General features: G+C 55.9%; 23 protein-coding genes. 14 read left to right on the top strand and 9 right to left on the bottom strand.

Annotated features, from left to right (window positions below; all coding sequences use genetic code 11):
* Positions 1-41 precede the first annotated feature (41 nt).
* The 5 genes from B3Z17_RS16880 (at position 42) to B3Z17_RS16860 (ending at position 7,574) form a co-directional block, all read left to right on the top strand.
* On the top strand, positions 42-2,411 hold the full coding sequence (locus B3Z17_RS16880) for a M1 family metallopeptidase (RefSeq protein ID WP_286830901.1): 2,370 nt from the start codon (positions 42-44) through the stop codon (positions 2,409-2,411).
* 257 nt (positions 2,412-2,668) lie between these two features.
* Positions 2,669-3,751, top strand: a complete 1,083-nt coding sequence (locus B3Z17_RS16875; RefSeq protein ID WP_068306984.1) for a GGDEF domain-containing protein — start codon at positions 2,669-2,671, stop codon at positions 3,749-3,751.
* A 26-nt stretch (positions 3,752-3,777) separates the two neighbouring features.
* Positions 3,778-4,290, top strand: coding sequence for a DUF6702 family protein (locus tag B3Z17_RS16870; RefSeq protein WP_068306985.1), 513 nt, complete (start codon positions 3,778-3,780; stop codon positions 4,288-4,290).
* A gap of 77 nt (positions 4,291-4,367) precedes the next feature.
* Positions 4,368-4,706 (top strand): hypothetical protein, encoded by a 339-nt coding sequence (locus B3Z17_RS16865; RefSeq protein ID WP_286830900.1) that lies wholly within the window; start codon positions 4,368-4,370, stop codon positions 4,704-4,706.
* Positions 4,707-4,901: 195 nt separating this feature from the next.
* Positions 4,902-7,574 carry a zinc-dependent metalloprotease gene (locus B3Z17_RS16860; RefSeq protein ID WP_286830899.1) on the top strand — a complete coding sequence of 891 codons (2,673 nt, stop codon included), beginning with the start codon at positions 4,902-4,904 and terminating at the stop codon, positions 7,572-7,574.
* 76 nt (positions 7,575-7,650) lie between these two features.
* Here the strand turns inward: B3Z17_RS16860 and B3Z17_RS16855 are convergent, their stop codons facing one another.
* From B3Z17_RS16855 to B3Z17_RS16845, 3 genes are all read right to left on the bottom strand, one after another.
* Positions 7,651-8,409, bottom strand: coding sequence for an SDR family NAD(P)-dependent oxidoreductase (locus tag B3Z17_RS16855; protein WP_068306988.1), 759 nt, complete (start codon positions 8,407-8,409; stop codon positions 7,651-7,653).
* Between the two features lie 77 nt (positions 8,410-8,486).
* Complete coding sequence (locus tag B3Z17_RS16850) at positions 8,487-8,765, bottom strand: SEL1-like repeat protein (protein WP_068306989.1); 279 nt, start codon at positions 8,763-8,765, stop codon at positions 8,487-8,489.
* A 185-nt stretch (positions 8,766-8,950) separates the two neighbouring features.
* Positions 8,951-10,129 (bottom strand): ATP-binding protein, encoded by a 1,179-nt coding sequence (locus B3Z17_RS16845; protein WP_286830898.1) that lies wholly within the window; start codon positions 10,127-10,129, stop codon positions 8,951-8,953.
* Positions 10,130-10,276: 147 nt separating this feature from the next.
* Here B3Z17_RS16845 and B3Z17_RS16840 point away from each other — a divergent pair, with 147 nt between their 5' ends.
* Positions 10,277-10,933, top strand: a complete 657-nt coding sequence (locus tag B3Z17_RS16840) for a hypothetical protein (protein WP_068306991.1) — start codon at positions 10,277-10,279, stop codon at positions 10,931-10,933.
* Between the two features lie 358 nt (positions 10,934-11,291).
* Here the strand turns inward: B3Z17_RS16840 and B3Z17_RS16835 are convergent, their stop codons facing one another.
* Positions 11,292-12,401 (bottom strand): glycine zipper 2TM domain-containing protein, encoded by a 1,110-nt coding sequence (locus tag B3Z17_RS16835; protein ID WP_286830897.1) that lies wholly within the window; start codon positions 12,399-12,401, stop codon positions 11,292-11,294.
* Between the two features lie 411 nt (positions 12,402-12,812).
* Between B3Z17_RS16835 and B3Z17_RS16830 the strand changes: the two genes are divergently transcribed.
* From B3Z17_RS16830 to B3Z17_RS16815, 4 genes are read left to right on the top strand one after another with little or no spacing between them, the layout of a single operon-like run.
* Positions 12,813-13,748, top strand: coding sequence for a CsgG/HfaB family protein (locus B3Z17_RS16830; RefSeq protein ID WP_286830896.1), 936 nt, complete (start codon positions 12,813-12,815; stop codon positions 13,746-13,748).
* On the top strand, positions 13,748-14,050 hold the full coding sequence (locus tag B3Z17_RS16825) for a hypothetical protein (RefSeq protein WP_286830895.1): 303 nt from the start codon (positions 13,748-13,750) through the stop codon (positions 14,048-14,050). The genes B3Z17_RS16830 and B3Z17_RS16825 overlap by 1 nt, the downstream gene beginning before the upstream one ends.
* 22 nt (positions 14,051-14,072) lie before the next feature.
* Positions 14,073-14,432, top strand: a complete 360-nt coding sequence (locus tag B3Z17_RS16820; RefSeq protein WP_286830894.1) for a DUF4810 domain-containing protein — start codon at positions 14,073-14,075, stop codon at positions 14,430-14,432.
* An 11-nt stretch (positions 14,433-14,443) separates the two neighbouring features.
* Entirely contained in the window at positions 14,444-15,202 is a 759-nt protein-coding gene (locus tag B3Z17_RS16815; RefSeq protein WP_286830893.1) for a DUF799 domain-containing protein, read from the top strand.
* A 52-nt stretch (positions 15,203-15,254) separates the two neighbouring features.
* Here B3Z17_RS16815 and B3Z17_RS16810 read toward each other — a convergent pair whose 3' ends face one another.
* The 5 genes from B3Z17_RS16810 to B3Z17_RS16790 all read right to left on the bottom strand — a co-directional run bounded on the left by B3Z17_RS16810 (position 15,255) and on the right by B3Z17_RS16790 (position 19,957).
* Positions 15,255-15,941 (bottom strand): hypothetical protein, encoded by a 687-nt coding sequence (locus B3Z17_RS16810; RefSeq protein ID WP_286830892.1) that lies wholly within the window; start codon positions 15,939-15,941, stop codon positions 15,255-15,257.
* A 112-nt stretch (positions 15,942-16,053) separates the two neighbouring features.
* On the bottom strand, positions 16,054-17,541 hold the full coding sequence (gene gatB / locus B3Z17_RS16805) for an Asp-tRNA(Asn)/Glu-tRNA(Gln) amidotransferase subunit GatB (protein WP_286830891.1): 1,488 nt from the start codon (positions 17,539-17,541) through the stop codon (positions 16,054-16,056).
* Positions 17,542-17,546: 5 nt separating this feature from the next.
* Entirely contained in the window at positions 17,547-19,022 is a 1,476-nt protein-coding gene (gatA, locus tag B3Z17_RS16800) for an Asp-tRNA(Asn)/Glu-tRNA(Gln) amidotransferase subunit GatA (RefSeq protein ID WP_286830890.1), read from the bottom strand.
* Between the two features lie 9 nt (positions 19,023-19,031).
* Positions 19,032-19,322, bottom strand: coding sequence for an Asp-tRNA(Asn)/Glu-tRNA(Gln) amidotransferase subunit GatC (gene gatC, locus B3Z17_RS16795; RefSeq protein WP_068306997.1), 291 nt, complete (start codon positions 19,320-19,322; stop codon positions 19,032-19,034).
* Between the two features lie 140 nt (positions 19,323-19,462).
* Positions 19,463-19,957 (bottom strand): hypothetical protein, encoded by a 495-nt coding sequence (locus B3Z17_RS16790; protein WP_286830889.1) that lies wholly within the window; start codon positions 19,955-19,957, stop codon positions 19,463-19,465.
* A gap of 211 nt (positions 19,958-20,168) precedes the next feature.
* On the opposite strand from B3Z17_RS16790, the gene B3Z17_RS16785 reads away from it, so the two are divergent.
* From B3Z17_RS16785 to B3Z17_RS16770, 4 genes are read left to right on the top strand one after another with little or no spacing between them, the layout of a single operon-like run.
* The gene (locus B3Z17_RS16785) at positions 20,169-20,684 is read left to right on the top strand and encodes a GNAT family N-acetyltransferase (RefSeq protein ID WP_286830888.1); all 516 of its coding nucleotides are present in this window, start codon (positions 20,169-20,171) and stop codon (positions 20,682-20,684) included.
* A gap of 42 nt (positions 20,685-20,726) precedes the next feature.
* On the top strand, positions 20,727-21,878 hold the full coding sequence (locus tag B3Z17_RS16780) for a DUF3089 domain-containing protein (RefSeq protein WP_286830887.1): 1,152 nt from the start codon (positions 20,727-20,729) through the stop codon (positions 21,876-21,878).
* Positions 21,875-22,333, top strand: coding sequence for a Holliday junction resolvase RuvX (gene ruvX / locus B3Z17_RS16775; RefSeq protein ID WP_286830886.1), 459 nt, complete (start codon positions 21,875-21,877; stop codon positions 22,331-22,333). Before B3Z17_RS16780 ends, ruvX begins: the two co-directional genes overlap by 4 nt.
* Positions 22,323-22,826, top strand: a complete 504-nt coding sequence (locus B3Z17_RS16770; protein WP_286830885.1) for a GNAT family N-acetyltransferase — start codon at positions 22,323-22,325, stop codon at positions 22,824-22,826. The genes ruvX and B3Z17_RS16770 overlap by 11 nt, the downstream gene beginning before the upstream one ends.
* Positions 22,827-22,833 lie beyond the last annotated feature (7 nt).

Here is a 22,833-nt window from a genome sequence, read left to right as displayed (position 1 = left end):
CCCAACAAAAGCTAACAACCCAATCTAGTGAGGGCAGAAACATGAGACTTTTCGGGATTCTTTTGGCAGCTTTGGTTGCCTTCCCGGCCCACGGTGACGCCAATGAACAGACCAAAGGATCGTTCAGGGACAAATTCCGACAGCTGGAAGCCGATCTTCCTACCCCTAATGTTTATCGCACCGCTTCAGGTGCGCCGGGGCATGCCTATTGGCAGCAAGAGGTCGATTATAAGATCAAGGTGCGGCTGGACGAAAAGGCCCGCCAGATTCACGGTTCAGAGACCATCCACTATAAGAACAACAGCCCGGATACGCTGACGTACCTTTGGCTGCAGTTGGATCAGAACCGTTTCGCCAAGCACTCTGATGCCTACACCACAATGGACATGGGCGAAAAAGCGTCCAAAAAGATGGGCTATTCGACGCTGCGTTTCATAGCTCGTACCGAAGGCAAGGATTGGGGCTTCAACCTCAATAGCGTGCAATCCGGTGGCAAGGACCTGAAATATACCGTGGTCGATACCATGATGCGCATCGACCTGCCCAAGCCGCTGAAGCCTGGCGCCAGCTTCGATTTCGCCATCGATTGGCATTTCAACGTGCCTGAAGGCAAGGCCATGTGGGCACGCGGCGGCTATCAGCCCTATGAGCGCCACGGCAACGACATCTATTTTGTCGCCCAGTGGTTCCCGCGCCTTGCAGCTTATACAGACCTTGCGGGCTGGGAGCATAAACAGTTCCTGGGCACTGGCGAGTTCACGCTGGAGTTTGGCGACTATGATGTGGAAATCACTGTCCCCGCCGACCATATCGTTGGATCAACCGGTGAATTGCAGAACCCGAAAGACGTGCTGACCAAGGAACAGCGGGACCGTCTTGAAGAAGCCCGCACTGCTGACCGCCCCGTCTTCATCGTGAACCGCGAAGAAGCACTGGAGAACGAAAAAGAAGGCACGGACGCCACCAAAACCTGGCACTTCAAGGCCGACAATGTGCGCGATTTCGCCTTTGCAACGTCGCGCAAGTTTGTCTGGGACGCCTGGGGCGTGAAACTGCCAGACAGCGGTCGTACTGTAATGGCCATGTCGCTCTATCCTGACGAAGCCATGCCGCTTTGGGACAAATATTCGACCCAGGCCATCGCCCACACGCTGGACACCTACAGCCGTTATTCATTCGAATACCCTTACCCTGTAGCCTGGTCCGTGCACGGCCCAATCGGCGGCGGCATGGAATATCCGATGATCACATCCAACGGCTATCCGGTGGAGATTGAGAAAAACGATGACGGTACGGAAACCCGCACCTATTCGCGGCGCACGAAGTATGGGCTGATCTCTGTCGTGATCCACGAAATCGGGCACATTTATTTCCCAATGGTCGTAAACACCGACGAACGTAACTGGGCATGGATGGATGAAGGCATCAACAGCTTCTTGCAAACCATGGCAGAGCGTGAGTGGGAAGCCGATTACCCGGCTCGCCGGTCTGTCCCAAAGGGCGTCATTTCCTATATGACAAGCCCGGACCAGACGCCGATCATGACACAGTCAGACAGTATCATCGGCTACGGCCCCAACGCCTATACCAAGCCTGCTGTGGCGCTGAATATCCTGCGCGAGACCATCATGGGCCGCGAACTCTTTGATTTCGCCTTCCATGAATATAGCCGCCGCTGGAAATTCAAACGCCCCTACCCGGCCGACTTCTTCCGCACCATGGAAGACGCCAGCGCCAAGGATCTTGACTGGTTCTTCCGCGGCTGGTGGTACACGACCGACCATGTGGATATTGCCGTCACTGGCGTTACCCACGCTCGCATCAACACCCAGAACCCAGAGGTCGAGAACCCGATCAAGCGCGAAGAAGACCGCAAGGACAAGGTCTATATCGGCGAGATGCGCGATCAGGCGGCTGGCTTCCAACACCGGGTGGACCGCTTCCCGGATCTTCTGGATTTCTACAATGAAAACGACGATTTCATTGTGACAGAGAAGCAGAAGAAGGCTTATGCGGGCAAGCTCAAGGACCTCAAGGACTGGGAAAAAGAGCTGCTGAAGTTTGGCCATGAACTCTATTTCATCGACTTTGAGAATATCGGTGGCTTGGTGATGCCGCTTGTCCTCGACGTGGAGTATCAGGACGGAAGCCGCGAGGAAGTTCGCATCCCTGCGGAAATCTGGCGCGAAAATGCCCAGAAGGTGACCAAGCTTCTGGTTCGTGACAAAGAGATCAAGTCTGTAACCCTTGACCCGTATCATGAAATTGCAGACGCCGATGAAACCAACAACGCCTGGCCGGCCAAACCGGTGTTGTCGCGGGTTGAGCTTTATAAGCGCAAAGCGTCCCGTAACCTGATGAAGGAAGTTCTGGACGGCGAGAAACAAGCTGATTCGCCCAAGAAGGATTAATCCGGACGCACACTCGCATCCAGCAGACACAAGGGAGGCTCTGGCCTCCCTTTCTTTTTTTGCCCGTATTCTCCAAAATTTTACTTTTGGCACGGTAGTCTGGTGATGACCCGGGCTGACCACTTGACAATGACCGCGATGTGGGGTCCTTTGCCTGCGGGGTCGGAGGATTTTTTGCGGAAACTATGGCTAAGCTAGATATAGCTAAAGCAATTTTGGGATTAGCTTCATTCACGCTTCTTTTGCTTGGGCGTGGAATGGGTAGCGATGTGCCGTTTGAGCTTCCCTTGTTTATTGCCGGTCTCCTGCTTCTCGGTGCGCTGTTCCTGCTCACGCTTTATGGCATCCTGAAATCACCCCAGAGGCCGCGGGCCTCAGGTAAGGTGCTGCTGGACCCTGACCGCCTACCGGACGGCGTGGTGATTTCCGGCATTGACGGTCGCGTCTTGACGGCTAATGCCGTCGCCCAGCGCCTGATCACCAATTTCGACCCAACAAGCGATATCAAGAAGCTGTTTGATGGTTGGCACCGTGAGCTAGGTGATCGGTCCCAGGCCGACCAGGTTGTCGACGCTGTGCTGGCATCGCCAGACATCCAGTTTTCCGAACTGCTGAACCTCAAGGACGGCCGCGTGATCGAACGCAACACGCGCCCCCTTGACGATGAAGGAAAACGCATCTGGTTTCTGCGTGACATTACCCATGTCCAGCAGGCCAACCACGACAGCGCCATGCACCAGTCCATGGTGGAGGCCGATGCCGCCCGCACCGCAGAACTGGCGGAACAACTGTATCATGCCAAGGCAGAGCTCGAGGCCAAACAGGCTGAACTGCGGCGCCTTGCAAATACAGATTCCCTGACCGGCCTGCTGAACCGCCGACGCTTCACATCCCGCGGGGAAGAAGCCGTATCCAGTGCAAAAAACACCGAAATATGGGTGATCATGATGGATATTGATCACTTCAAGCGCATCAATGATACCTATGGCCACGCTGCTGGCGATGTGGCGATCAAGGATTTCGCCAATATTGCCAAGACCTGCGTTGGCGAAAAGGGATTTGTGGGCCGTATGGGTGGCGAGGAATTCGCCGCTATCCTGCCCGGCTCAGACATGCATGAGGCCATCCGCCTCGCAGAAGACATTCGCAAGGCGACCGCCAAAAACCAGACCGTCTGCGAGGCTGAAAAATTCCGCTTCACGGCCAGTATTGGTGTGGCCCAGTGGATGCAGGAAGAAATCACCATTGAGCCGGCACTCGACCGGGCCGACCAGGCGCTCTATAGTGCCAAAGCCTACGGCAGAAACCGTGTCGTTGGCTTTGAATATGCGACAGCCTGACCCTTTACTTTAGAAGTTGACCTGTAATGATAAAAACACTGCGCACCTACGCCGTGCATCTGACCTTCCTTGCGCTTGCTACAACCGGCGCCTGGGCCCACAACGCTTTTGCCACGCTCACAGAAATTGAATGGAACCAAAGCGACCAGTCGCTGGAAGTAATCATGCAGATTCATGCTGAACTTCTGGAGGCGCGGGTGTCCATTGATCACGGTAGTCGGCTGAGCTTCCTGAACCCAGAACATTTTGATCTGCTGGAAAGTGGCACCGCCCCCCTCATGGCCGATCACTTGCGCATTGTGGTGAATGGCGATCCGGTAGACCTGACCTTCCTGGGGCTCGAGTACCGCGACCAGGAAGTGTTCGTGTACCTTGAAAGCGACCTGCCAGAGGCGCCGGAACGCATGGAAGTCATGAACAGCCTGCTGATCGATCGCCTGCCGGGTCAGGTCAACTCGGTCATTGCGCTGGTGAAAGGCCAACGTATTGCTGGCGACATCGCGTCCAGTGGCGAACCACTTGAATTCGAGTTCCCCTAAATATTCGTGAGGTCACTTGCATGCCACATTTTGCCTCGCTAATGTGACGTCAGGTATCAAGAACAAGAATGATGGCAATGAAAAATAACATCGCACTGGGCCTTATGATGGCCACCATGATCGGCAGCGGCTTCCCAGCGTCTCACGCAGACGAAAGCGAGCTCCTGAGCTTCGCCCGCAGCAGCGCAATTATCGCTGGCGGCGCTCAATACTGCAAAGCTGACGAGGACATGATCGACGAATTCGTCACCAAGGCGGAAGCCCGCTTGGCGATCCTTGCCAAGGACGACTATGAAAAAGTCCTGGGCAAGCTGGAATTCAAGAATGTCCTGGCAGGCGCGGCCGCCCGTGAACCTGCAGAAGGCTGTGACGCCTTTGTGGCAGGCTTTGAAGAATCGGTCCGGCTGGCACGCTAAGTCCGCCCGCCGAAATGCGACGAACTGTTTTCCCTGAAGGATCAGACGAACACACAGGCATTGACTTGCCTGAACGGGGTGGTGACACTCGTTTTTTGCTTATGGGACAATAAGGACCCGGCGCGTGGGACACGCGATAGCTGGGATTAAGGGGAGGACCGCGCCAAAGCGGCCACTACATCGAGGAGAAGCAAGGTGAAAAACCTAGACCAAAAATTCCGTTTCCTGCTGACAGGCGTTGCCCTGGGCGCAGTGGCATTTGTCGCGCCGACAATCGCCGCAGAAGATGACAAGCCGGCCAAACCGGCAGTTGCCAAGAAACAGGATGAGGACGCAGAGGCCAAAGAAGAAGAAAAGGCCGACGACAAGGCTGAAGAAGCCGAAGACGAAGATAAAAAGAAAAAAGAGAAAACCATCGCTGAAAAGGTCAAGGACATGACCGAGCTTGATGGCCTCTTTAAAATGTATCAGGACCCCAAGAACGGCTCTCTGATGATGGAGGTCCGCGAAGACCAGCTTGGCAAGGAGTTCATCTATTTCTCCCATACCGCTGACGGCGTGGTTGAAGGTGGACATTTCCGCGGCCAATACCGGCAGCAGAAAGTCTTCCGCATCGAGAAGCATTTCAACAAGCTCGAATTCGTTGAAGTGAACCCTTACTTCTATTTCGATCCCGACAATGCGCTGTCGAAAGCCAAGGACGCCAATATTTCATCGGCGACCATCGCGACCCACACGATCGACGCCAAATCCGAGGACGGCAAAAGCTATCTGATCAGTGTGACCGGCCTGTTCCAGTCCGAAGCGTTCGACCAGGTCAAGCCAACACCCAATCCGCGCCTCAAGCCTTGGGAGCGTTTCAACCTGGGCAAGCTGAATGGCGCAAAAACCAAGATCCAGGCGGTCAACAACTATCCAGAAAACACGGCTGTCACGGTCAATTATGTTTACTCCAACCCAACGCCGATGAACCGCGGTCAATGGTTTGAGATTACGGATGCCCGGAACGTGACCGTTTCCGTTCAGCACACGCTGGTGGCCATGCCTGAAAATGATTTCAAGCCGCGTTTTGACGACCCCCGCGTTGGCTACTTCCTGGACTATGTCAACGACATGACAGACCACGGCGCAACCCCGTGGCGTGACATGATCAACCGCTGGAACCTGGTGAAGAAGGACCCAAGCGCCGAGATTTCAGAGCCTGTGGAGCCGATCACCTGGTGGATTGAAAACACAACACCAACCGAGCTGCGCCCGACCATCCGAAAGGCAGTTGAAGCCTGGAACATTGCGTTTGAAGCAGCTGGCTTCAAAAACGCAGTGGTGGTGAAAGAGCAGCCTGACGACGCTGAGTGGGACGCTGGTGACATCCGCTATAACGTGTTGCGCTGGACTTCCAGCCCGCAGCCTCCGTTCGGCGGCTATGGTCCAAGCTTCTCCAACCCACGCACTGGTCAGATCCTGGCCGCTGACATCATGCTGGAATATACCTTCCTGACCAACCGCATGAACGCCAGCAAGGTGTTTGAAAGCGCGGCTCTTGGCCTGGAGAGCCAGGACAGCCAGATGGAAGACTTCATGGCATCTGTTAAAGGCCATGGGCGCAACTGTAACCTCGCAGGCCACCTGCAGATCAACAATATGCTGGGTAAAACGCTGGCAGCCATCAACGAAGCAGGCCCACAGGCCAGCGAGAAGCTGGTGGAAGAAGCCATCTATTACCTGATGCTGCACGAAGTTGGGCACACGCTGGGCCTCAACCACAATATGAAGGCCACCCAGGCCCGCGCCTATGACGAAGCCCATGACATCGACAAGCAGGCGAACGGCCTTGCGGGCTCCGTGATGGACTATCCAAGCATCAACTTTGCTCCTCCGGGTGAAAAGCAGGCGCATTATTACACCGTCACGCCAGGGACTTATGACATCTGGGCCATCCAGTTTGGCTATGACCCGGATCTGGACGACCCGGCCAAGATGGAAGCGCATCTGGCGCGCTCGACGGAAAAAGCATTGGTGTTCGGCAATGACGCCGACGACATGCGGGCACCCGGCAAAGCCATTGACCCGCGCGTTAACATCTATGACATGACGGACGACGCCGTTCAGTTCGCGCAGGACCGGTTGAGGCTTGACCGCGACGCCATGGGCAAGCTGCGGGCCAAGTTCACCACAGAAGGCCAAAGCTATCAGGAACTCAGGAACGCCTATCTGATCCTGACCGCTGACATGGCCTGGCAGGGCCGCGTGGCAAGCCGCTATGTGGGCGGCGTGTATGTGGACCGAGCGGTCGCAGGCCAGGACGGTGCCACAGCGCCGTATCGCCCGGTGGAGAAAGACAAGCAGGAACAAGCCATGAAGCTGCTGCGCGACTATATCTTCGCGCCGGATGCCTTCCAGGCTGACCCTGCCCTGTTCCAGCATCTGGCAATCCAGCGCCGCGGTTTCTTCCACTTCACGTCGAATGAAGACCCTACCCTGCATGGCCGGGCGCTGAGCATCCAGGCAGACATTCTGGCGCACTTGCTGCATCCGAATACGCTGATGCGGATCACGGACAGCGGACTTTACGGCAACAGCTACGATGTTACAGAAATGATGACGGACCTGACGGACGCCATCTTTGAAGATGACAGCCGCGGTGCCGTAAACACCTTCCGCCAGGAACTGCAGGTGCATTATGTCAAGCGCCTGATCGGCATCCTGGAAAGCGACGACTATGACTATGTCGCCCGCTCCAACGCCTTCTCGTCGCTCAAGACACTGGGCAAGGATATGGCTCGCTGGCGGGGTGACGCAGCAACCCGCGCGCACCGTGACCACCTGGCCTTCCTGATCGAGAAAGCACTTGAGGTGCACAAGGGCTAGAAGGCCAGTGAATATCAACCAAATGAAAACGGCGCCCCACCAGGCGCCGTTTTTTGTTTCTGTCGCTTAACACCATTCAGCGCACGTAGCTTGCCCCGTTGATATCGATCGCACAGCCTGTGGAATGATCGATCAGCCCACTCAGGAAAAAGGCGACCATGCTACCGATATTCTCTGGTGGGGCTGCCGCGCCCATCGGTACTTCCTTGAGCATCCATTCGTTGCCTGGCTCAAACGCCACAGACGCCATGTCGGTTTTCACCCAGCCGGGCGCAATGGTGAAGGCATAGATGCCCTTGTCGGCGAACCCCCGGGCAATGGAGCGCATCAGGGACACAACAGCGCCCTTGCTCGCGGCATAATTCAGATACTCCGGGCCGTCCCCCCGGAAGGATGCACGGCTTGCGATCGTGACAATCCTGCCACCCCCGGTTTTACCAAAATCGCGGATCGCTTCACGGCACAGGTCCGCCACGGCTTGTACATTTACGGTCATGACATCTGACCATGCCTGGTGCCAGGCATCATCAGACAGGTCCAGTGGGGTTTCCGGCATGATCCCGGCATTGTTCACCAACCCATCCAGGCGACCTTTAAAAGCCATCGCCTCACTCCACAGCGCCTTTCCGGCTCCCAATTCCCCCAGATCAGACCGCACCGCCAGAATACGATCCTGGCCAAATTCAGCCTGCAGGTCATTCAAGGCGCCCTCACTTGAATTGTAGCTACCAACCACGGACGCGCCTGCCTCAAGCAGAATGCGCGCAGTTGCAGCCCCAATGCCGCGTGATGCACCGGTTACAAGAAAAGTCTGGTTTTCGGAAAAATGGATCATGCTGCCCCGCTCCTGTTTGTTTGGGGCAGTATAGTTTTTTTACGGCGTTTGACTATGGCTCTTTGGCAAAGACGCCATCAATGCACCTGCAGCCATTCCCTAGCTTGGCGCTGGGCCTCGGCAATCTGTTGACGGCTCATATCCTTGGCGAGCTCACACCGGTCCACCTGGGCGCGCGAAAGGCCCCTGATAGCAGCCAGATTGAACCATTTGTGTGCCTGGATATAGTCGCGCTGGACCCCTTGGCCCGTGGAATACAACAGCCCAAGGTCATAAAGCGCATCAGGCGCACCGGCTTCAGCCTTGGCGATACGTTCAGCTACATAGTCGAATAAATCCCGGTCTTTTTGTCCCATACCATTCCTCCATCCCTATCGGCAGAGCGAAACAGGCACGCGCCCGCCGTCTGTGAAAAACGCCACAGTGGGAGACACACATAAATGTTTGAACGGACCGGCAGCTGCTTCTTTGCGGCAGTGCTCAATGGCGAGCATAGCAAAATTTTCTGAAAACCAGAAGCAAATAGGCCAACCAGTACCACTTAGATGTAAGCGTATTCGCGACCTTCTCGCGTTACAGACCGATCCGCCGGGAATCGGATCACTGCACGGGTCCCAACCCCGGGCTGGCTCTCCAGAACAAGCTTGCCGTCATGGGCTTCTGCAAACGCTTTCACCAAAGGCAACCCAAGGCCAGTGCCTTCATGTCGCCGCGAAAGCCCGACATCCCCCTGAATGAAGGGCTGCAAAACCAATTCAAGCTGCTGCTGGTTCATGCCCGGGCCGTTGTCCAACACCACGATCTCGATACCGCCATCTACAGTGAGTTTCTGCGATACAGTCACTTCTGAGCCGTCCGGTGAAAATTTTACAGCATTGGAAACAAGATTGATCAACATCTGCTTCACCACTTGGAGGTCAGCAAAAAGTTCTACACCCAGGTCTTCAACATCCGCCTTCAGGATAATCTTCTTCTTTCGCGCAGCTGCGGTCATCATGCGCACCACCCTGTGAATAATCTCCTGTGGCGCCTCGTAATCTTCCCGCAGGCTGAACGCGTTGGCCTCGATTTTTGAAAAATCGAGGATCGAGTTGATCACGCCCAGAAGATGAGACCCGCTGTCCCGAATATCCGCCACATAGCCCCAGACATTGTCCGGCGATCGCCCCCTGGCTTGCTCCGCCAGAATAAAATCTGCAAACCCAATCACGGCGTTGAGCGGCGTCCTGAGCTCATGGCTCATATTGGCAAGAAACTGGCTGCGGGCACGGGTGGCGGCCTCTGCTTCAATTCGGGCAGCGTCGAGCGCCCGCATACGCTTTTCTGCCCGCTTCATATGGAGCTGGAGAAGCGTATGTGACGTACAAATGCCCTTATAGAGGCCTCCTTCTGTGACAATAAAGCCTTCCTGAAGCGCATGCCGCTGGTCATCAATCAGCATCGCATAGAGACTGTCGATGGACATGTCTTGGTCCACGATAAGTGGGGCGTGGTCCATCAGCTCTGTCACTGGCTTGTTTTCATAGAGCGGACGCCCAAAACGGTCGGCAAGTCGCACCAGGAATTCGGTTCTCTTGAGAAGGCCGATCGGCACACCGCGCTGGAGCACCGGGATGGCAACAAGGTTTGGGTCTGCCTGAAAACGTTCAAACACCGTGCCACAATGTGCTTCCGGCACCTCGGGCCGAACAGGTGCCGAAATTAAGGTGATGTCTTGCATCTACTTATGGTTCCTCACTGTTTCATGCCCTTATCAGCAGCGGTCGTTACGGTGTGATGACAGTTTCATTGCGCCTTTGCGACAGGGGCGAAAAAGCCGTTCATCGGCCATTCAGGCCCACACGCGTATGGTTCAGGAGAACAAAGATTGCTGCCATTAAATGGCCGCGTTTCTGGCAAATATTTCATGGGTGAGGAAAACCAGGAGTTCAGCACCATGTCTCTCAACAATAAAAAACTGGCGCTTTTGCTGCCACTCGCCTTGACTGCAACAGCATGTAGCCAATCCGTTTCACCCCATAGTTATGACTCGTATGCTGTCGGTGAAGCCCGGCGTGTGGAACGCGGTGTCGTGGACAGCTATCGATGGGTCGAAATCCGAAAATCCAACAGCGGCGTCGGCACAGCTGCAGGCGTTGGTATTGGTGCAGCCGCGGGCTCCACCGTCGGCAACAGCGGCGCAGAAAATGTCATTGGTGCTATCGGCGGTGCGCTACTGGGGGGCCTGATCGGCAACAGTATCGATAAAGCAGGCAGCAAGACGTCAGGCTTTGAGTATATCATCCGCACCGAAAGCGGGAACCTGATCACCATCGTTCAGGCTGACCGCCATCCCTTCGCTGAAGGCACCCCGGTTATTCTGGTGTTCAGCGGAGACCGGACGCGCATCCGGCTTGACCACAATGCCTATGAAGACGCGGACCGTTATGGCACCTATGAGCCACAAGATCAGGGCTATGTCCCGCGCAAATATGAAAGTGACGGGCTTGAGGACTTTGAACCTGCCGACGAGCCAGCAGGCTAGAAGCCAAGCATGGTCAGGCAACCGCCCTGCCCAAACCTCCAACTTTGAAATCCCTGACAAGGCGGCTTTTGCCGCCTTTTTCACTGCCGAAACTGGGCCATCCGCGAAAGTCATTTCTTCCTGGCCGTATTGAGAGCCAATACCCCACCAACCATGACGAAAACTCCATACAGAGATAGTTCGAAATCGCCATCTCTATAAGATGCATAAAGCAGCAACAGGCCAATGAAGCACATCGCTGCGGCAGTCACATATAGAAAATTCGTCAGCACCAAGTTTGCCTAAACTCACCTCATCAAAAAGGCTACCACGTTTGCACATGGTAGCCTTGATCATTTCGTCAATTCAATTACTTAGGTCAGTCGTCATACTGATATTCGACTTCCCATTTACGGCAGACATATTCGCCCTGCCGATACGCATACTCGATACATTTGCGCACTTCCCGCGGCGGATTGTAGACGTCATCCTCAAGCGAGTAGCGGTTCGGGTCGTTGCTGCGGTAGCCGTCATAGCCATCATAGTCATATGACCTGGAGCTATAACCATCGTCGCTTGTTGCCGCATTACCGATGGCCATGCCCACGAGCGAACCGATAACAATGCCCGCTGAGCGGTTGCGGCCGCCATCGATCTCAGACCCCAGGATACCGCCAATCACACCACCAAGGATCGTGCCGGCGACATTACCGGACCCACCACCATGGTAGCCCACCGAATAATGGGTATCATAATGATAGTCGAAGCCCGGGCAATAGCCACCATAGTGATAGTGATGGTGGTGGTTGTGCCACCGCCAGGAGGCATGGGCATTCCAGTACCCGGAATAATAAGGCCAGTGGCCGAAGTAATAATAACTTGTGTAGCTGGGCACACCATACCACCAGCTGTGATAGCTGTGGCGATATCCCTTCCTGTAGCCTTTCCAGTAACCGCGGCTATAGTCCCGGTCATACCGGCGGTCCCAATAACGGTCCCTGTCGCGGCTACGGTCCCGCCACCAACTACTGCTTCGCTGATGGTCACGGCCACGGTGCTGGGACCGCCAGTTTTCACGCGTGTCGTAGCTGCGCCTTTCCCGGTTGGCCTCTGCACGCGTACGGCTGGCATCAGCCCGCGCGCGGCGCTCTTCCCGAAACACCTGGCGGGCGCCATCATTGTGCACATCGCGCCGGTCACTGGCATTGCCCCGCCTGGACCTTTCCCGCCCCGTTTGACGGGTGGAGCGCTCCTGCGTACGGACTTCCCTTGGGGCGCGCGGTTCGCTGCGCACTTGCCTTGGGGCACGCTGCTCAGTCCGAACCCGGCGGGGTGCATGCTGCCGGGCTTCCCGGCGCTGCTCAGCGGCTGCCTCGCGGCGGTGTTCGGCCCGGCGCTCTTTCTTGTCGTCTGCCGCCACGTCAACCGATGGCAAAGCAAGCATCGTTGTTGCCATCAAAAGCGGGGCCCACAGTTTAAGGGATGTCATTCGCATCATACCCTCCTTCTATCATGAGGCCAAAGATACCCCAAGGAAACTGAACGGTGCATGAACCCCGGCGCAGGCTGTAGGAAAGCTTGGAATAGGTACCGTTTGATTGCGCAAAAACATCGCATGCTTGTTCGTGCATACGATGTTATTTGCTCCAGCTGGCAGGCTGCGAAAGCTGAATTCTCTCATCACTTCCTGGCTCAACACTGAACTTAAAGGAAGCTTGAAACGCGCTAGTGGCAAAATTGAGGCAGGTAAAATTGTCGCGGTGCTACAAGTGTTTTCTTCGCTGAAGATTTTATAGTTTTATTATAATCGGACCTATTGCAATTTAGCCGGTACACAGATATCACTGTATTTCGTGTTTTTTTTACACAACTTTATAATTCTCGATGGGGGCCACATATAATGGTATTCGCTTCGTCTCTCTCCCGGAGGGCAACGCTGGTTGCTGCTTGCTTGCTTGCAACAGCTGCTCACACCACATACCCAGTTTCGCCTGTGGCGGCACAAGACGTTCAGCAAGAATCAGAGAAGAACCTGAAAATCAAACTGGCCGTTGGCCGCTTCTCGAATGAAACGCGCTATGGTCGCAGCTTGTTGCGCGATCAAGATCTTGATCCGCTGGGAAAACAAGCATCCGATATCCTCACCAGCATGCTGACCGAAACCAATCGGTTCCTGGTTTTTGAACGCCCTGACATTCAGAAAATCGAACGCGAACAGGAGCGCTCCGAGGGGTCTGTGATTGGCGTCGACACACTTATTCTGGGATCGATTGTTGAATTCGGTCGCTCAACCGATGGCAAACGCGGCCTGTTCAACCGCAAAAAAACCCAATCGGCCCGGGCGACTGTTACCATCCGCCTTGTCGATGTGAAAACCGGCCTGGTCTTCCATTCTGCGACCGGCAGCGGTGAATCCAGCACCACGACAAAAACCGTCCTCGGCGTTGGATCAACAGCCGAGTATGATGCCACTTTGAACGACCAAGCCATTTCTGCGGCGATCTCAGCCGTGATCAATGAGCTGACGACAAAGCTGGATGGTCGATCATGGAAAAGCGATATCCTGCAAGTCGCTGGAGATCAGGTCTTTATTTCCGGCGGCGAGCGTCAGGGGCTGAAGGTTGGCGACATTCTGTCCGTCGTTAAAGCCGGTCAGGTTATCAAAAGCGCACAGACGGGCTTTGATATCACCCTGCCCGCAACACCCGTTGCAAAAATCCAGGTAACGCAGCTTTTCGGTGATTCCGAAATGAATGAAGGCGCAGTTACCAAAATCATTTCCGGCGAAATCAAAGACGGTCGCCCGGAAGGCCTTTATGTGACGGAGGACAAATAATGGCAGTCAAACATATACTGGTGGCGGCAGCGCTGATCAGCCTCGCCGCCTGTGGCCATATGCCTACACATTCCACGAATACGGCCGACGAGGCCCCGACCCTTGATCTTGTGGGTGCTGCTCCCGGCACCACAGTCTATGTGGATGGACAGATGGTTGGCACCGTAACCGAGGATATCAGCAAATTCACCGCACCCGCAGGTACGCATGCCGTACGTGTGATCGATGCGATGGGGCGTGTCCTGTATGACGGTGACCTGTATTTCACCAAGAATATCACACGCTCACTTCCTGTTTCTTAACCACCAAATGTTCGAGGCCAAAATGAACATCAAACATATGCAAAAAGGCGTGCTGGCTCTGGCGCTTGTGTCGACCTTGGCGGCTTGTGGTCCTGAGACCATGTATCAGTGGGAAGGGTACGACTATGCCCTTCTCAAGCATTATAAAGACGGTACTGCGTCGGATGAGCTCGCGCTTTCCCTGCAGGAAATCATCGAGAAAATCGAAAGAAAAGACGGTCAGGTTCCTCCTGGGCTTTATGCAGATTATGGCTATGCCCTCTATGATTCCGGCAATGTGGACGAAGCAATGGTCTATTTCGCCAAGGAACGCGATGCATGGCCAGAGTCCGCTCCATTCATGACGTCGGTGATTGACCGGCTCTCCGGCACTTCGAGATAAGGGAATCCGCCATGATTAAAAAACTGATCGCACTTTCCGCCCTCGTCATGCTGGGTGCCTGTGCCACCACTCAAGTGGATCCATACGACTACACTACTTATCGTACCCAGGATCCACATTCGATCCTGGTTGTTCCTGTGATGAACAGTTCCAACGAAGCAGACGCTGCTGACTTCTTCCTCACGACCCTGCCGTTCGCATTGGCCGAGCGGGGCTATTATGTGTTCCCGGTGAACATGGTGAAGCGGACAATGGAGGCCGATGGCCTCGCTGACGCCAGCCTCGTCCATGAAGCAGACCCTGTAAAATTGGGCGGCCTGTTCAATACGGATTCAATCCTGTTCGTCGAGATCATGAAATGGGAATCCAACTATGTTGTGATTTCCTCCAACATCACCGTGTCGTTCCGCTACACGCTCAAGAGCGCAGCAACCGGTGAAACCTTGTGGCAGAACGAGCAGGAATTCGTGCATTCTCAATCTGGGAACTCGGGGAACTTCATTACTGACCTTATCGCCACAGCGGTTGCCGGCGCCATCAACAGCATGAAATCTGACTACACCCCGCTTGCCCGCACTGCCAATTCCTTTGCGCTGTACACGGCAGGTCGCGGCATTCCAAGCGGCCCGTATTCGGCTCTGTACAACGATCCGAAAGACATCGAAGCTTTCCCCAAGACCGGCTCCGGCTGGATCGGCGGACCAAAGCCTGACGCTCTCCAGGACGCTGACGCAGCAACCGAGGCAGAGGTTGAGCCTGCAGCTGAATAGCTTTCTGCATAGCCTGTCAAACACCGGAAGCCCGCCTCACTGGCGGGCTTTTTTATTCCGACCACCGCACAGCCTTGAGCACGTCCGCCACAGGCACCATATCCAGGGCGACGCCTTCGTTGTTGGTCACCGTATAGCTTATGGGGCTCACACCCTCGGGCGTGGAAGCTGACAGTTCCGACATCATGGCATCGACGAGGGCCGCGACTTCATCCTTGTTGGCTGGATAAGTGAACCGTGCCTTCAGCATCCAGTTGCCATCCTTGGCCACCCAGACGCCTGTACGGTAGCCGGTTCCGCCAAGCGTGATCTTGAACAACCGGTACGGCCCGACAATTGGGTTTCCGCCTTCAGGGGTAAAGGTGCCTTCCTGGACAAACTCAAGCCCTTCGAAACGGTCGACAATCGCCTGCGTCGCGGAATTCAGATATTGCTGTGCCGAGATACCTTCATGATAGGTCGCATAAAGCGTGATTTCGTCAGCAGCGCCGTCTGGCCCCTCCGGCGCTTTGTAAACCACACCCACATCACTGCCGTCCTTGGCGAAGTCAATAACCTTCATGCGCTTATAGGCGCCAACCGCTTCCGGGAAGCCGATACCGCTCGGTCCATGGCGAAGGTCGCCGCCCGCTTCATGCCGCCACCCGGTCTGCGGCGATGCAAACTGCGCCTGAGGGACCTCGTCGCCGCCACACGCCGCAAGCACGAAGAACAACCCGAACACAATCCAGTTTTTCATGATGACCCCCCACCAGAATGGTTATAATATAACAATATTAGCATAAAGAAAAACCACCGGCAATACCGGTGGCTTTTACTGTGATCTGAAATTTTGACAAAGTCGAGGCTGACTAGCCGTCCAGTTTCGGCTTCAGAAGCTGGTTCACCATGCCTGGGTTGGCCTTGCCGCCCGTGGCTTTCATCACCTGCCCCACGAAGAAGCCGATCAGCTTGTCCTTACCTGCACGGTACTGTTCCAGCTGTGCCGGGTTGGCCGCAATCACTTCGTCGATGATCTTTTCGATCTCGCCTGTGTCAGAAACCTGTTTCAGGCCTTTTTCTTCAACGATGGCCTCGGCGTCCTTGCCGGTCTCGAACATGATTTCGAACACGTCCTTGGCAATCCGGCCAGAAATTGTACCGTCTTCCACCAGCGCCAGTAGGTCAGCGCCCTGCTTGGCGGATACCGGGCTTTCGTTCACGGTTTTGCTGGCTTTATTGAGCGCACCGAAAAGGTCACCCATTACCCAGTTGGAAGCCTTGGCCGCCAGTTTCTGGGCTGGCTTACCCGTTTTCTCCGCGAGCGCCGAAAGAAGGTCTTCGAAATAGTCACAGGACTCTTTCTCACCCACAAGCACGCTGGCGTTATAGTCAGACACGCCCAGCTCCTCAACGAAACGGGCCTTCTTGTCGTCCGGCAGTTCAGGCAGGCTTTCGCGCGCGGCTTCAATGAAGGCATCATCGAACTCTACAGGCAACAGGTCGGGGTCAGGGAAGTAGCGGTAATCGTGTGCTTCTTCCTTGGACCGCATGGACCGCGTTTCGCCTTTGGACGGGTCGAACAGGCGCGTTTCCTGGTCAATCACGCCGCCTTCTTCCAGGATGTCCACCTGGCGCTGTGCTTCATACTCGATCGCCTGACGCACAAAGCGGATGGAGTTCACGTTCTTGATCTCGCAGCGTGTGCCCAGTGGGTCACCCGGCTTGCGCACAGAAACGTTCACATCCGCCCGCATGCTGCCCTGCTCCATATTGCCGTCACAGGTGCCGATATAGCGCAGGATGGTGCGCAGCTTTGTCAGGTAAGCGCCAGCCTCTTCAGGGCTGCGCATATCCGGCTTGGAGACGATTTCCATCAGCGCCACGCCAGACCGGTTCAGGTCGACGTAGGTCAGCTGTGGGTGCTGGTCGTGCATGGACTTGCCCGCATCCTGCTCAAGGTGGATACGCTCCACGCCCACGTCTTTGGTTTTGCCGTCGCCCATATCCAGCGTGACAGTGCCCTCACCCACAATCGGGTGCTTGAACTGGCTGATCTGATAGCCTTGCGGCAGGTCGGCATAGAAATAGTTCTTGCGGTCAAAGACCGAGAATTTGTTGATCTGGGCACCGAGCGCGAGGCCTGTGCGCACCGCCTGGCGGATACATTCCGCGTTGATGGTTGGCAGCATGCCGGGCATGGCCGCGTCAACGAGCGACACCTGCGCGTTTGGCTCAGCGCCGAATTCAGTAGATGCACCGGAAAACAGTTTGGCGTTGGAGACAACCTGGGCGTGGACCTCAAGACCGAGGACAACTTCCCAATCACCTGTGGCGCCTTGAATACGATAATTGCTCATGACGCTTACCTCCACCACTCTGTGGGTTTGGCCGTAAAGTTCGCGGCCTCTTCCATCACACCCGATACTTTGAACACGGTTTCTTCATCCCATGGCTTACCCAGGATCTGCAGGCCAAGCGGCAGGCCATTGGCATCAAGCCCTGCCGGAACGCTGGAGCCCGGCAGGCCCGCAAGCGACGCTGGAACGGTGAAGACGTCATTCAGGTACATGGCGATCGGATCATCAGACTTTTCACCCGGCGCAAACGCCGCCGATGGCGCTGTTGGCGTCAGGATCGCGTCAACCTTTTCAAAAGCGCGCTTGAAATCGTTGGCGATCAGCTGGCGCACCTTCTGGGCCTTCAGATAGTAGGCATCATAGTAACCGGCGGACAGCACATAAGTGCCGATCATGATCCGGCGCTTCACTTCGTCACCAAAGCCAGCGGCACGGGTTGCTTCATACATGTCCACAAGGCCACCGCCCTGCACGGTCTCGCGCAGGCCGTAACGAACGCCGTCATAGCGCGCTAGGTTCGAGGAAGCCTCAGCCGGCGCCACGATATAATAGGTCGGCAGCGCATATTTGGTGTGCGGCAGGTTGATGTCGACGATTTCCGCGCCCGCGGCCTTCATCCACTCAATGCCCTGGTGCCACAGCGCTTCAATTTCGCCCGGCATGCCTGCTAGGTGATATTCCTGCGGGATACCGATTTTCATACCGCGGATGTCGCCAGTGAGCGCCGCTTCAAAGTTCGGCACCGGCATATCAACGCTGGTGCTGTCCTTGGCGTCAAAGCCGGCGATGCTTTCCATCATGATTGCACCGTCACGCACGGTGCGGGTAATCGTACCTGCCTGATCGAGCGAGCTTGCAAATGCTACCATGCCGTATCGGCTGCAGCGGCCGTAGGTTGGCTTGAAGCCGAACGTGCCGGTGAAGGACGCTGGCTGGCGGATGGAACCACCTGTATCGGATGCCGTTGCGCCCATCGCAGCAAAGCCCGCCACGGAAGCCACGGACCCACCGGAGGAGCCGCCAGGTACCGTGTCGGTATCGCCGCGGCGCCATGGGTTTTTCACCGGGCCATAAAAGCTGGTTTCGTTCGACGAGCCCATGGCGAACTCGTCCATATTCAGCTTGCCGAGCATCACAGCGCCGTCGTCCCAAAGCTTTTGGGAAACCGTGCTCTCATACTCTGGTTTGAAGCCGTCAAGGATGTGCGAACAGGCCTGCGTGTGCACGCCTTTGGTGGCGAACAGGTCTTTGATGCCCACAGGAATACCGGTCATGCCGGTTTGCTCGCCCGCCTTGATTTTGGCGTCAGCCTTGTCGGCCATCTCCAGCGCCATCTCAGGCGTCTTGGCAATATAGGCGTTCAGCGCATCCGCCGCTTCAACGGCTTCGATATGCGCTTCCGTCAGCTCGCGGGACGTAATGTCGCCCTTTTTCAGAAGGTCGCGGGCATCCGCGATCGTCAGTTTGGTCAAATCCGTCATGGCCGCCCCCTACTCGATTACTTTTGGCACGGCGAAGAAGCCATACTCAGCGTTCGGCGCATTCTTGAGAACGCTAGCCTGCTTGTCGCCATCGGTCACTTCGTCCTGGCGCCAACGCAGCTTTGCGTCCACTACGCTCGACATCGGCTCGATGTCGTCGGTGTTCACTTCGTCAAGCTGCTCCACCCACCCAAGGATGTTGTTAAGCTCGCCCGCCAGGGGCTCCAGCTTGTCTTCTTCAATTTTGATGCGCGCAAGCCGCGCAATTTTGGCAACGGTTGCCTTGTCAATATCCGACATGAAAATTCCTATGATACTAGCCAGGAAAATGCGTGAAATCAGCGCGGAACTTAACGCCTGACAACCCTGTGAGCAAGGGCTTATACGCGCTTTGGTGCAGATTCTGGGCGCTGGGACACCGATGACGACCCATCAGGCCCTCAATCGAGCGGATCAAGCCGTACATAGGAAAAGAAACGATTGACCGTTTCACCATCTTCCGACAGTGGCACATAGAGGATATGAAGGTGCACATGTGGCGTTACGTGACGCTCATCGCTAACCCCAATCACAGCCGCTCTGATATCAATTGCATGCTGCATGGACGCAATCACACGGTCGGCCACATCGGGCTTGTGAGCCTCCCGGACGCGCTTGTGGGTGATTTCACTATAGGCGCCAGCTACTGCACTACCATGCAGGGTAACGCGGCCGTCTGCCAATCGGCCATCACCTCCCCAGAGAGGCTCTATCAGTGACACCCACGGCAGGTAGGTCTTCAGGGCGACTGGTGACACATCTTTTTTCTGGTTAAAGGCGCGAATGCCCCGACACGCTTCAAAGTGCTTCAGGATAGTGGCGAAGTCCTCGCCGAATACAGGCGCATCTTTTGCGGGATAGAGGGAATAATTCCCGTCTCCGTACCCTTGCTTCAAACCAATGAGGTCCGTTGTCGAATCAAAAGAAGAAATTTTGACCTCCCGCGCCCTGCATCTTTAGAATGGCAGGTACAGATAAAAGTGCCTAATCACGCGCCTTGTTGCAACTGTACAATTTTGTAAGTTGCAGAAAACTACAAGAATCGACTTGCATTTGCACCGCCGACACGCACAAATCGGCTGTTAGCTGCTTGCGGAGATGAGAGCTTTGAGCGACCAAATTATACTTCGGGAAGCTAGGTCATCTGACGCTGGACCCCTGAATGAATATATCAGGGAAACCTTTGCTGACGCCAATCACCTGATTACGCGGGCAGCAGAATTCCGCATGGGTCGCTGGCGGCAACGTTTCTGGATCGCGCGCAAGCAGAGCAGCCCTTATGAAATCTGTCTCCTTGCCACCTCAGGTGATAAAATCGTTGGGATGCTGGACAGCTGGACTGACCGTCGGCACCGCGTTCGCCATTCCACCTGTTTTGCCATGAGCGTGGCAAAAGACTGGCGCGGTCGGGGCGTGGGCAAAAAACTGCTTTTGCATTTCACCGAATGGGTGCAAAAACATAAGATACTCGAGCGGATCGAGCTGCATGTCCACAGTGACAATTTGGCAGCTATAGCGCTCTACCGGGCGGTCGGTTTTCAGGAGGAAGGCATCAGGAAAAATGCTGTCCGGTATGAAGACGGCCGTACCGTTGACGACCATATCATGGCCTTGTGGCCATAACAGACTGGAAGAACCGGCCTAACCAAGGGGGTGAACGCCATTATGGCAAAGCATAAAACTGCACCGGCGGCAAAATTCCTGCTGGCGATCGCTGTTGTGATCGTCCTGATCCTGATCGGCGGCATTATTCTGAACCTGAACGAGAAAGCAGCGCTGAAGTTCGCATTTGTGCCGTCCCATGAAATCGCCAGCGAAGAGGCTACCCCTACACCGGATTACACATCGGATGCGGCCTGGGCCGCGCTTCCAGGCAAGACCTCAAGTGCCCAAATGATGCCTGAAGGCGTAATGCGCACGGCCATGGTGCCGGAAGTGGACGTTTTCTATATCCACCCCACCACCTACTTTGAGAAGGAACGCTGGAACGCGCCTTATGACGGCAATGAAAAAGCCATGCGCTGGACCGACAATTTCGCCCTCCGGTATCAGGCCAGTGCGTTCAACCTGGCTGGCCAGGTTTACGCCCCGCGCTACCGCCAGGCGACATTCGGCGCCTTCTTTGACGATAGCGGCCAGGGCGTCCGGGCTGTCCTTAATGCCCACAACGACATCCTCGCGGCGTTCGATAATTTCATCGCCACAAGAAACAAAGGCCGTCCCTTCATCATTGTAGGTCACAGCCAGGGTGCGCTGCATGCCCTGCTGCTTTTGGGCGAACGGGTTTCGCCCACAAACCTGCGGGACCTGATGGTAGCGGCCTATATCATCGGTTGGCCGGTCAGCCATGAAGGGGACCTGGCAGTCCTGCCTGGCATCGAGGCCTGCCAGACCAAGAACGACACCGGCTGTGTGGTGTCCTACCAAAGTTTCGACAAGGATGGCGACGCCACCTCGCTGCTGAAAGTCATCGCCACAACACCGGGCCTCAACGGCAAACCCCGTGGCGGCACGAAAATCCTGTGCACCAACCCGCTGAACTGGAAAGTGGACGGTGAAGCCACAAAGGCTGCCAACCGTGGCGCCCTGGAACTGCTTCCCGAACCCGGCCCCATCGCCGAGCCGATCCCGGCGCTGACCGGCGCACGCTGCGGCAAGGATGGCATCCTATATCTGACCCGCCCGCCGAAAGGTTCCTGGAGCCAGTATCAGATGGCCGGCGGCAACTATCATACCTATGACATCAACCTGTTCTATATGAACCTGCGCGAGAATGCGGCAGACCGCGCGAGCGCCTGGCTGGAGAAACACCGGTGAGCCAGCAGGTTTCCATATCGGAACTGAGGGCCCGGCTGAAGCCGCGCCAACGTCTACTGGGCATGGACCCGGGCACCAAAACCATTGGCCTCGCGCTTTCAGACACCACGCTGATGATCGCAACGCCAATGGAAATCATCCGGCGCAAGCGCTTCAAGGACGATGCGGCCCGTATTCAGCAAATCGTTGAAGAACAAAATGTCGGCGGGTTTGTCATTGGCTGGCCGGTGAATATGGATGGGTCACTGGGGCCACGGTGCCAGTCCGTTCAGGCCTTTTCGGAAAACCTGGCGAAGGTGTTCGACCTGCCGCAAACCCTGTGGGACGAACGCCTGTCCACCAGCGCGGTTGAGCGCACCCTGCTGGAAGCTGACAGCAGCCGTGCCAAGCGCAAGGATGTGATCGACAAGATGGCGGCCGCCTACATTTTGCAAGGAGCCCTCCATGCGATTTGAGACAGAACTGACAGCCGAAGACGGCCCAAACATCGACCACCTGCTGCGCACGGTCTACCCCAGCGAATTTGAAGCCCATCTGGTGGAAAGCCTGCGCACACGCCGCATCATGGCAGCAGAGCACGGCCTGTGGGACCAGGGCGCGCTTGTGGGCTATATTGCCTATTCACCGGTCACCATCGAAGGCATGGAAACCAAACGCCAGATACTCGGCGTTGGCCCCATGGCCATCCATACCGACTATCAAGGCACCGGCCTTGGCCGCAAGCTTCTGGAAGAAAGCCTGAAGGAAGTTGACGCCGACGCCCTAGTCCTTCTGGGCCATACTGCTTTCTATGAAAAGGTTGGTTTCAAGCCCGCAGCCACTTATGGCCTGACCTTCAGCGACGACGCGGAGCAGAATGCCGCCTTCATGGCGCTTGAATGTTGGCAAGGCGCCCTTGAGGGCCTGAAGGGCCGCGTCGAATATGACCGCAGGTTCTATGACGAATAGGGGGGAA

The organism is Kordiimonas sp. UBA4487, assembly GCF_002389025.1.
Lineage (GTDB): Bacteria > Pseudomonadota > Alphaproteobacteria > Sphingomonadales > Kordiimonadaceae > Kordiimonas > Kordiimonas lacus.
Note: the sequence above shows the minus strand (reverse complement) of the source record. Positions and strands in the feature narration are given on the sequence as shown.

Coding starts and splice junctions, on each gene's coding strand:
- B3Z17_RS16880 (WP_286830901.1), top strand. CDS start 42: ATGAGACTTTTCGGGATTCTTTTGGCAGCTTTGGTTGCCTTCCCGGCC.
- B3Z17_RS16850 (WP_068306989.1), bottom strand. CDS start 8,765: ATGGGACAAAAAGACCGGGATTTATTCGACTATGTAGCTGAACGTATC.
- B3Z17_RS16870 (WP_068306985.1), top strand. CDS start 3,778: ATGATAAAAACACTGCGCACCTACGCCGTGCATCTGACCTTCCTTGCG.
- B3Z17_RS16810 (WP_286830892.1), bottom strand. CDS start 15,941: ATGAAAAACTGGATTGTGTTCGGGTTGTTCTTCGTGCTTGCGGCGTGT.
- B3Z17_RS16825 (WP_286830895.1), top strand. CDS start 13,748: ATGGCAGTCAAACATATACTGGTGGCGGCAGCGCTGATCAGCCTCGCC.
- B3Z17_RS16830 (WP_286830896.1), top strand. CDS start 12,813: ATGGTATTCGCTTCGTCTCTCTCCCGGAGGGCAACGCTGGTTGCTGCT.
- B3Z17_RS16815 (WP_286830893.1), top strand. CDS start 14,444: ATGATTAAAAAACTGATCGCACTTTCCGCCCTCGTCATGCTGGGTGCC.
- B3Z17_RS16835 (WP_286830897.1), bottom strand. CDS start 12,401: ATGACATCCCTTAAACTGTGGGCCCCGCTTTTGATGGCAACAACGATG.
- gatC (WP_068306997.1), bottom strand. CDS start 19,322: ATGTCGGATATTGACAAGGCAACCGTTGCCAAAATTGCGCGGCTTGCG.
- B3Z17_RS16845 (WP_286830898.1), bottom strand. CDS start 10,129: ATGCAAGACATCACCTTAATTTCGGCACCTGTTCGGCCCGAGGTGCCG.
- B3Z17_RS16865 (WP_286830900.1), top strand. CDS start 4,368: ATGAAAAATAACATCGCACTGGGCCTTATGATGGCCACCATGATCGGC.
- B3Z17_RS16780 (WP_286830887.1), top strand. CDS start 20,727: ATGGCAAAGCATAAAACTGCACCGGCGGCAAAATTCCTGCTGGCGATC.
- B3Z17_RS16770 (WP_286830885.1), top strand. CDS start 22,323: ATGCGATTTGAGACAGAACTGACAGCCGAAGACGGCCCAAACATCGAC.
- B3Z17_RS16820 (WP_286830894.1), top strand. CDS start 14,073: ATGAACATCAAACATATGCAAAAAGGCGTGCTGGCTCTGGCGCTTGTG.
- B3Z17_RS16875 (WP_068306984.1), top strand. CDS start 2,669: ATGGGTAGCGATGTGCCGTTTGAGCTTCCCTTGTTTATTGCCGGTCTC.
- B3Z17_RS16855 (WP_068306988.1), bottom strand. CDS start 8,409: ATGATCCATTTTTCCGAAAACCAGACTTTTCTTGTAACCGGTGCATCA.
- gatA (WP_286830890.1), bottom strand. CDS start 19,022: ATGACGGATTTGACCAAACTGACGATCGCGGATGCCCGCGACCTTCTG.
- gatB (WP_286830891.1), bottom strand. CDS start 17,541: ATGAGCAATTATCGTATTCAAGGCGCCACAGGTGATTGGGAAGTTGTC.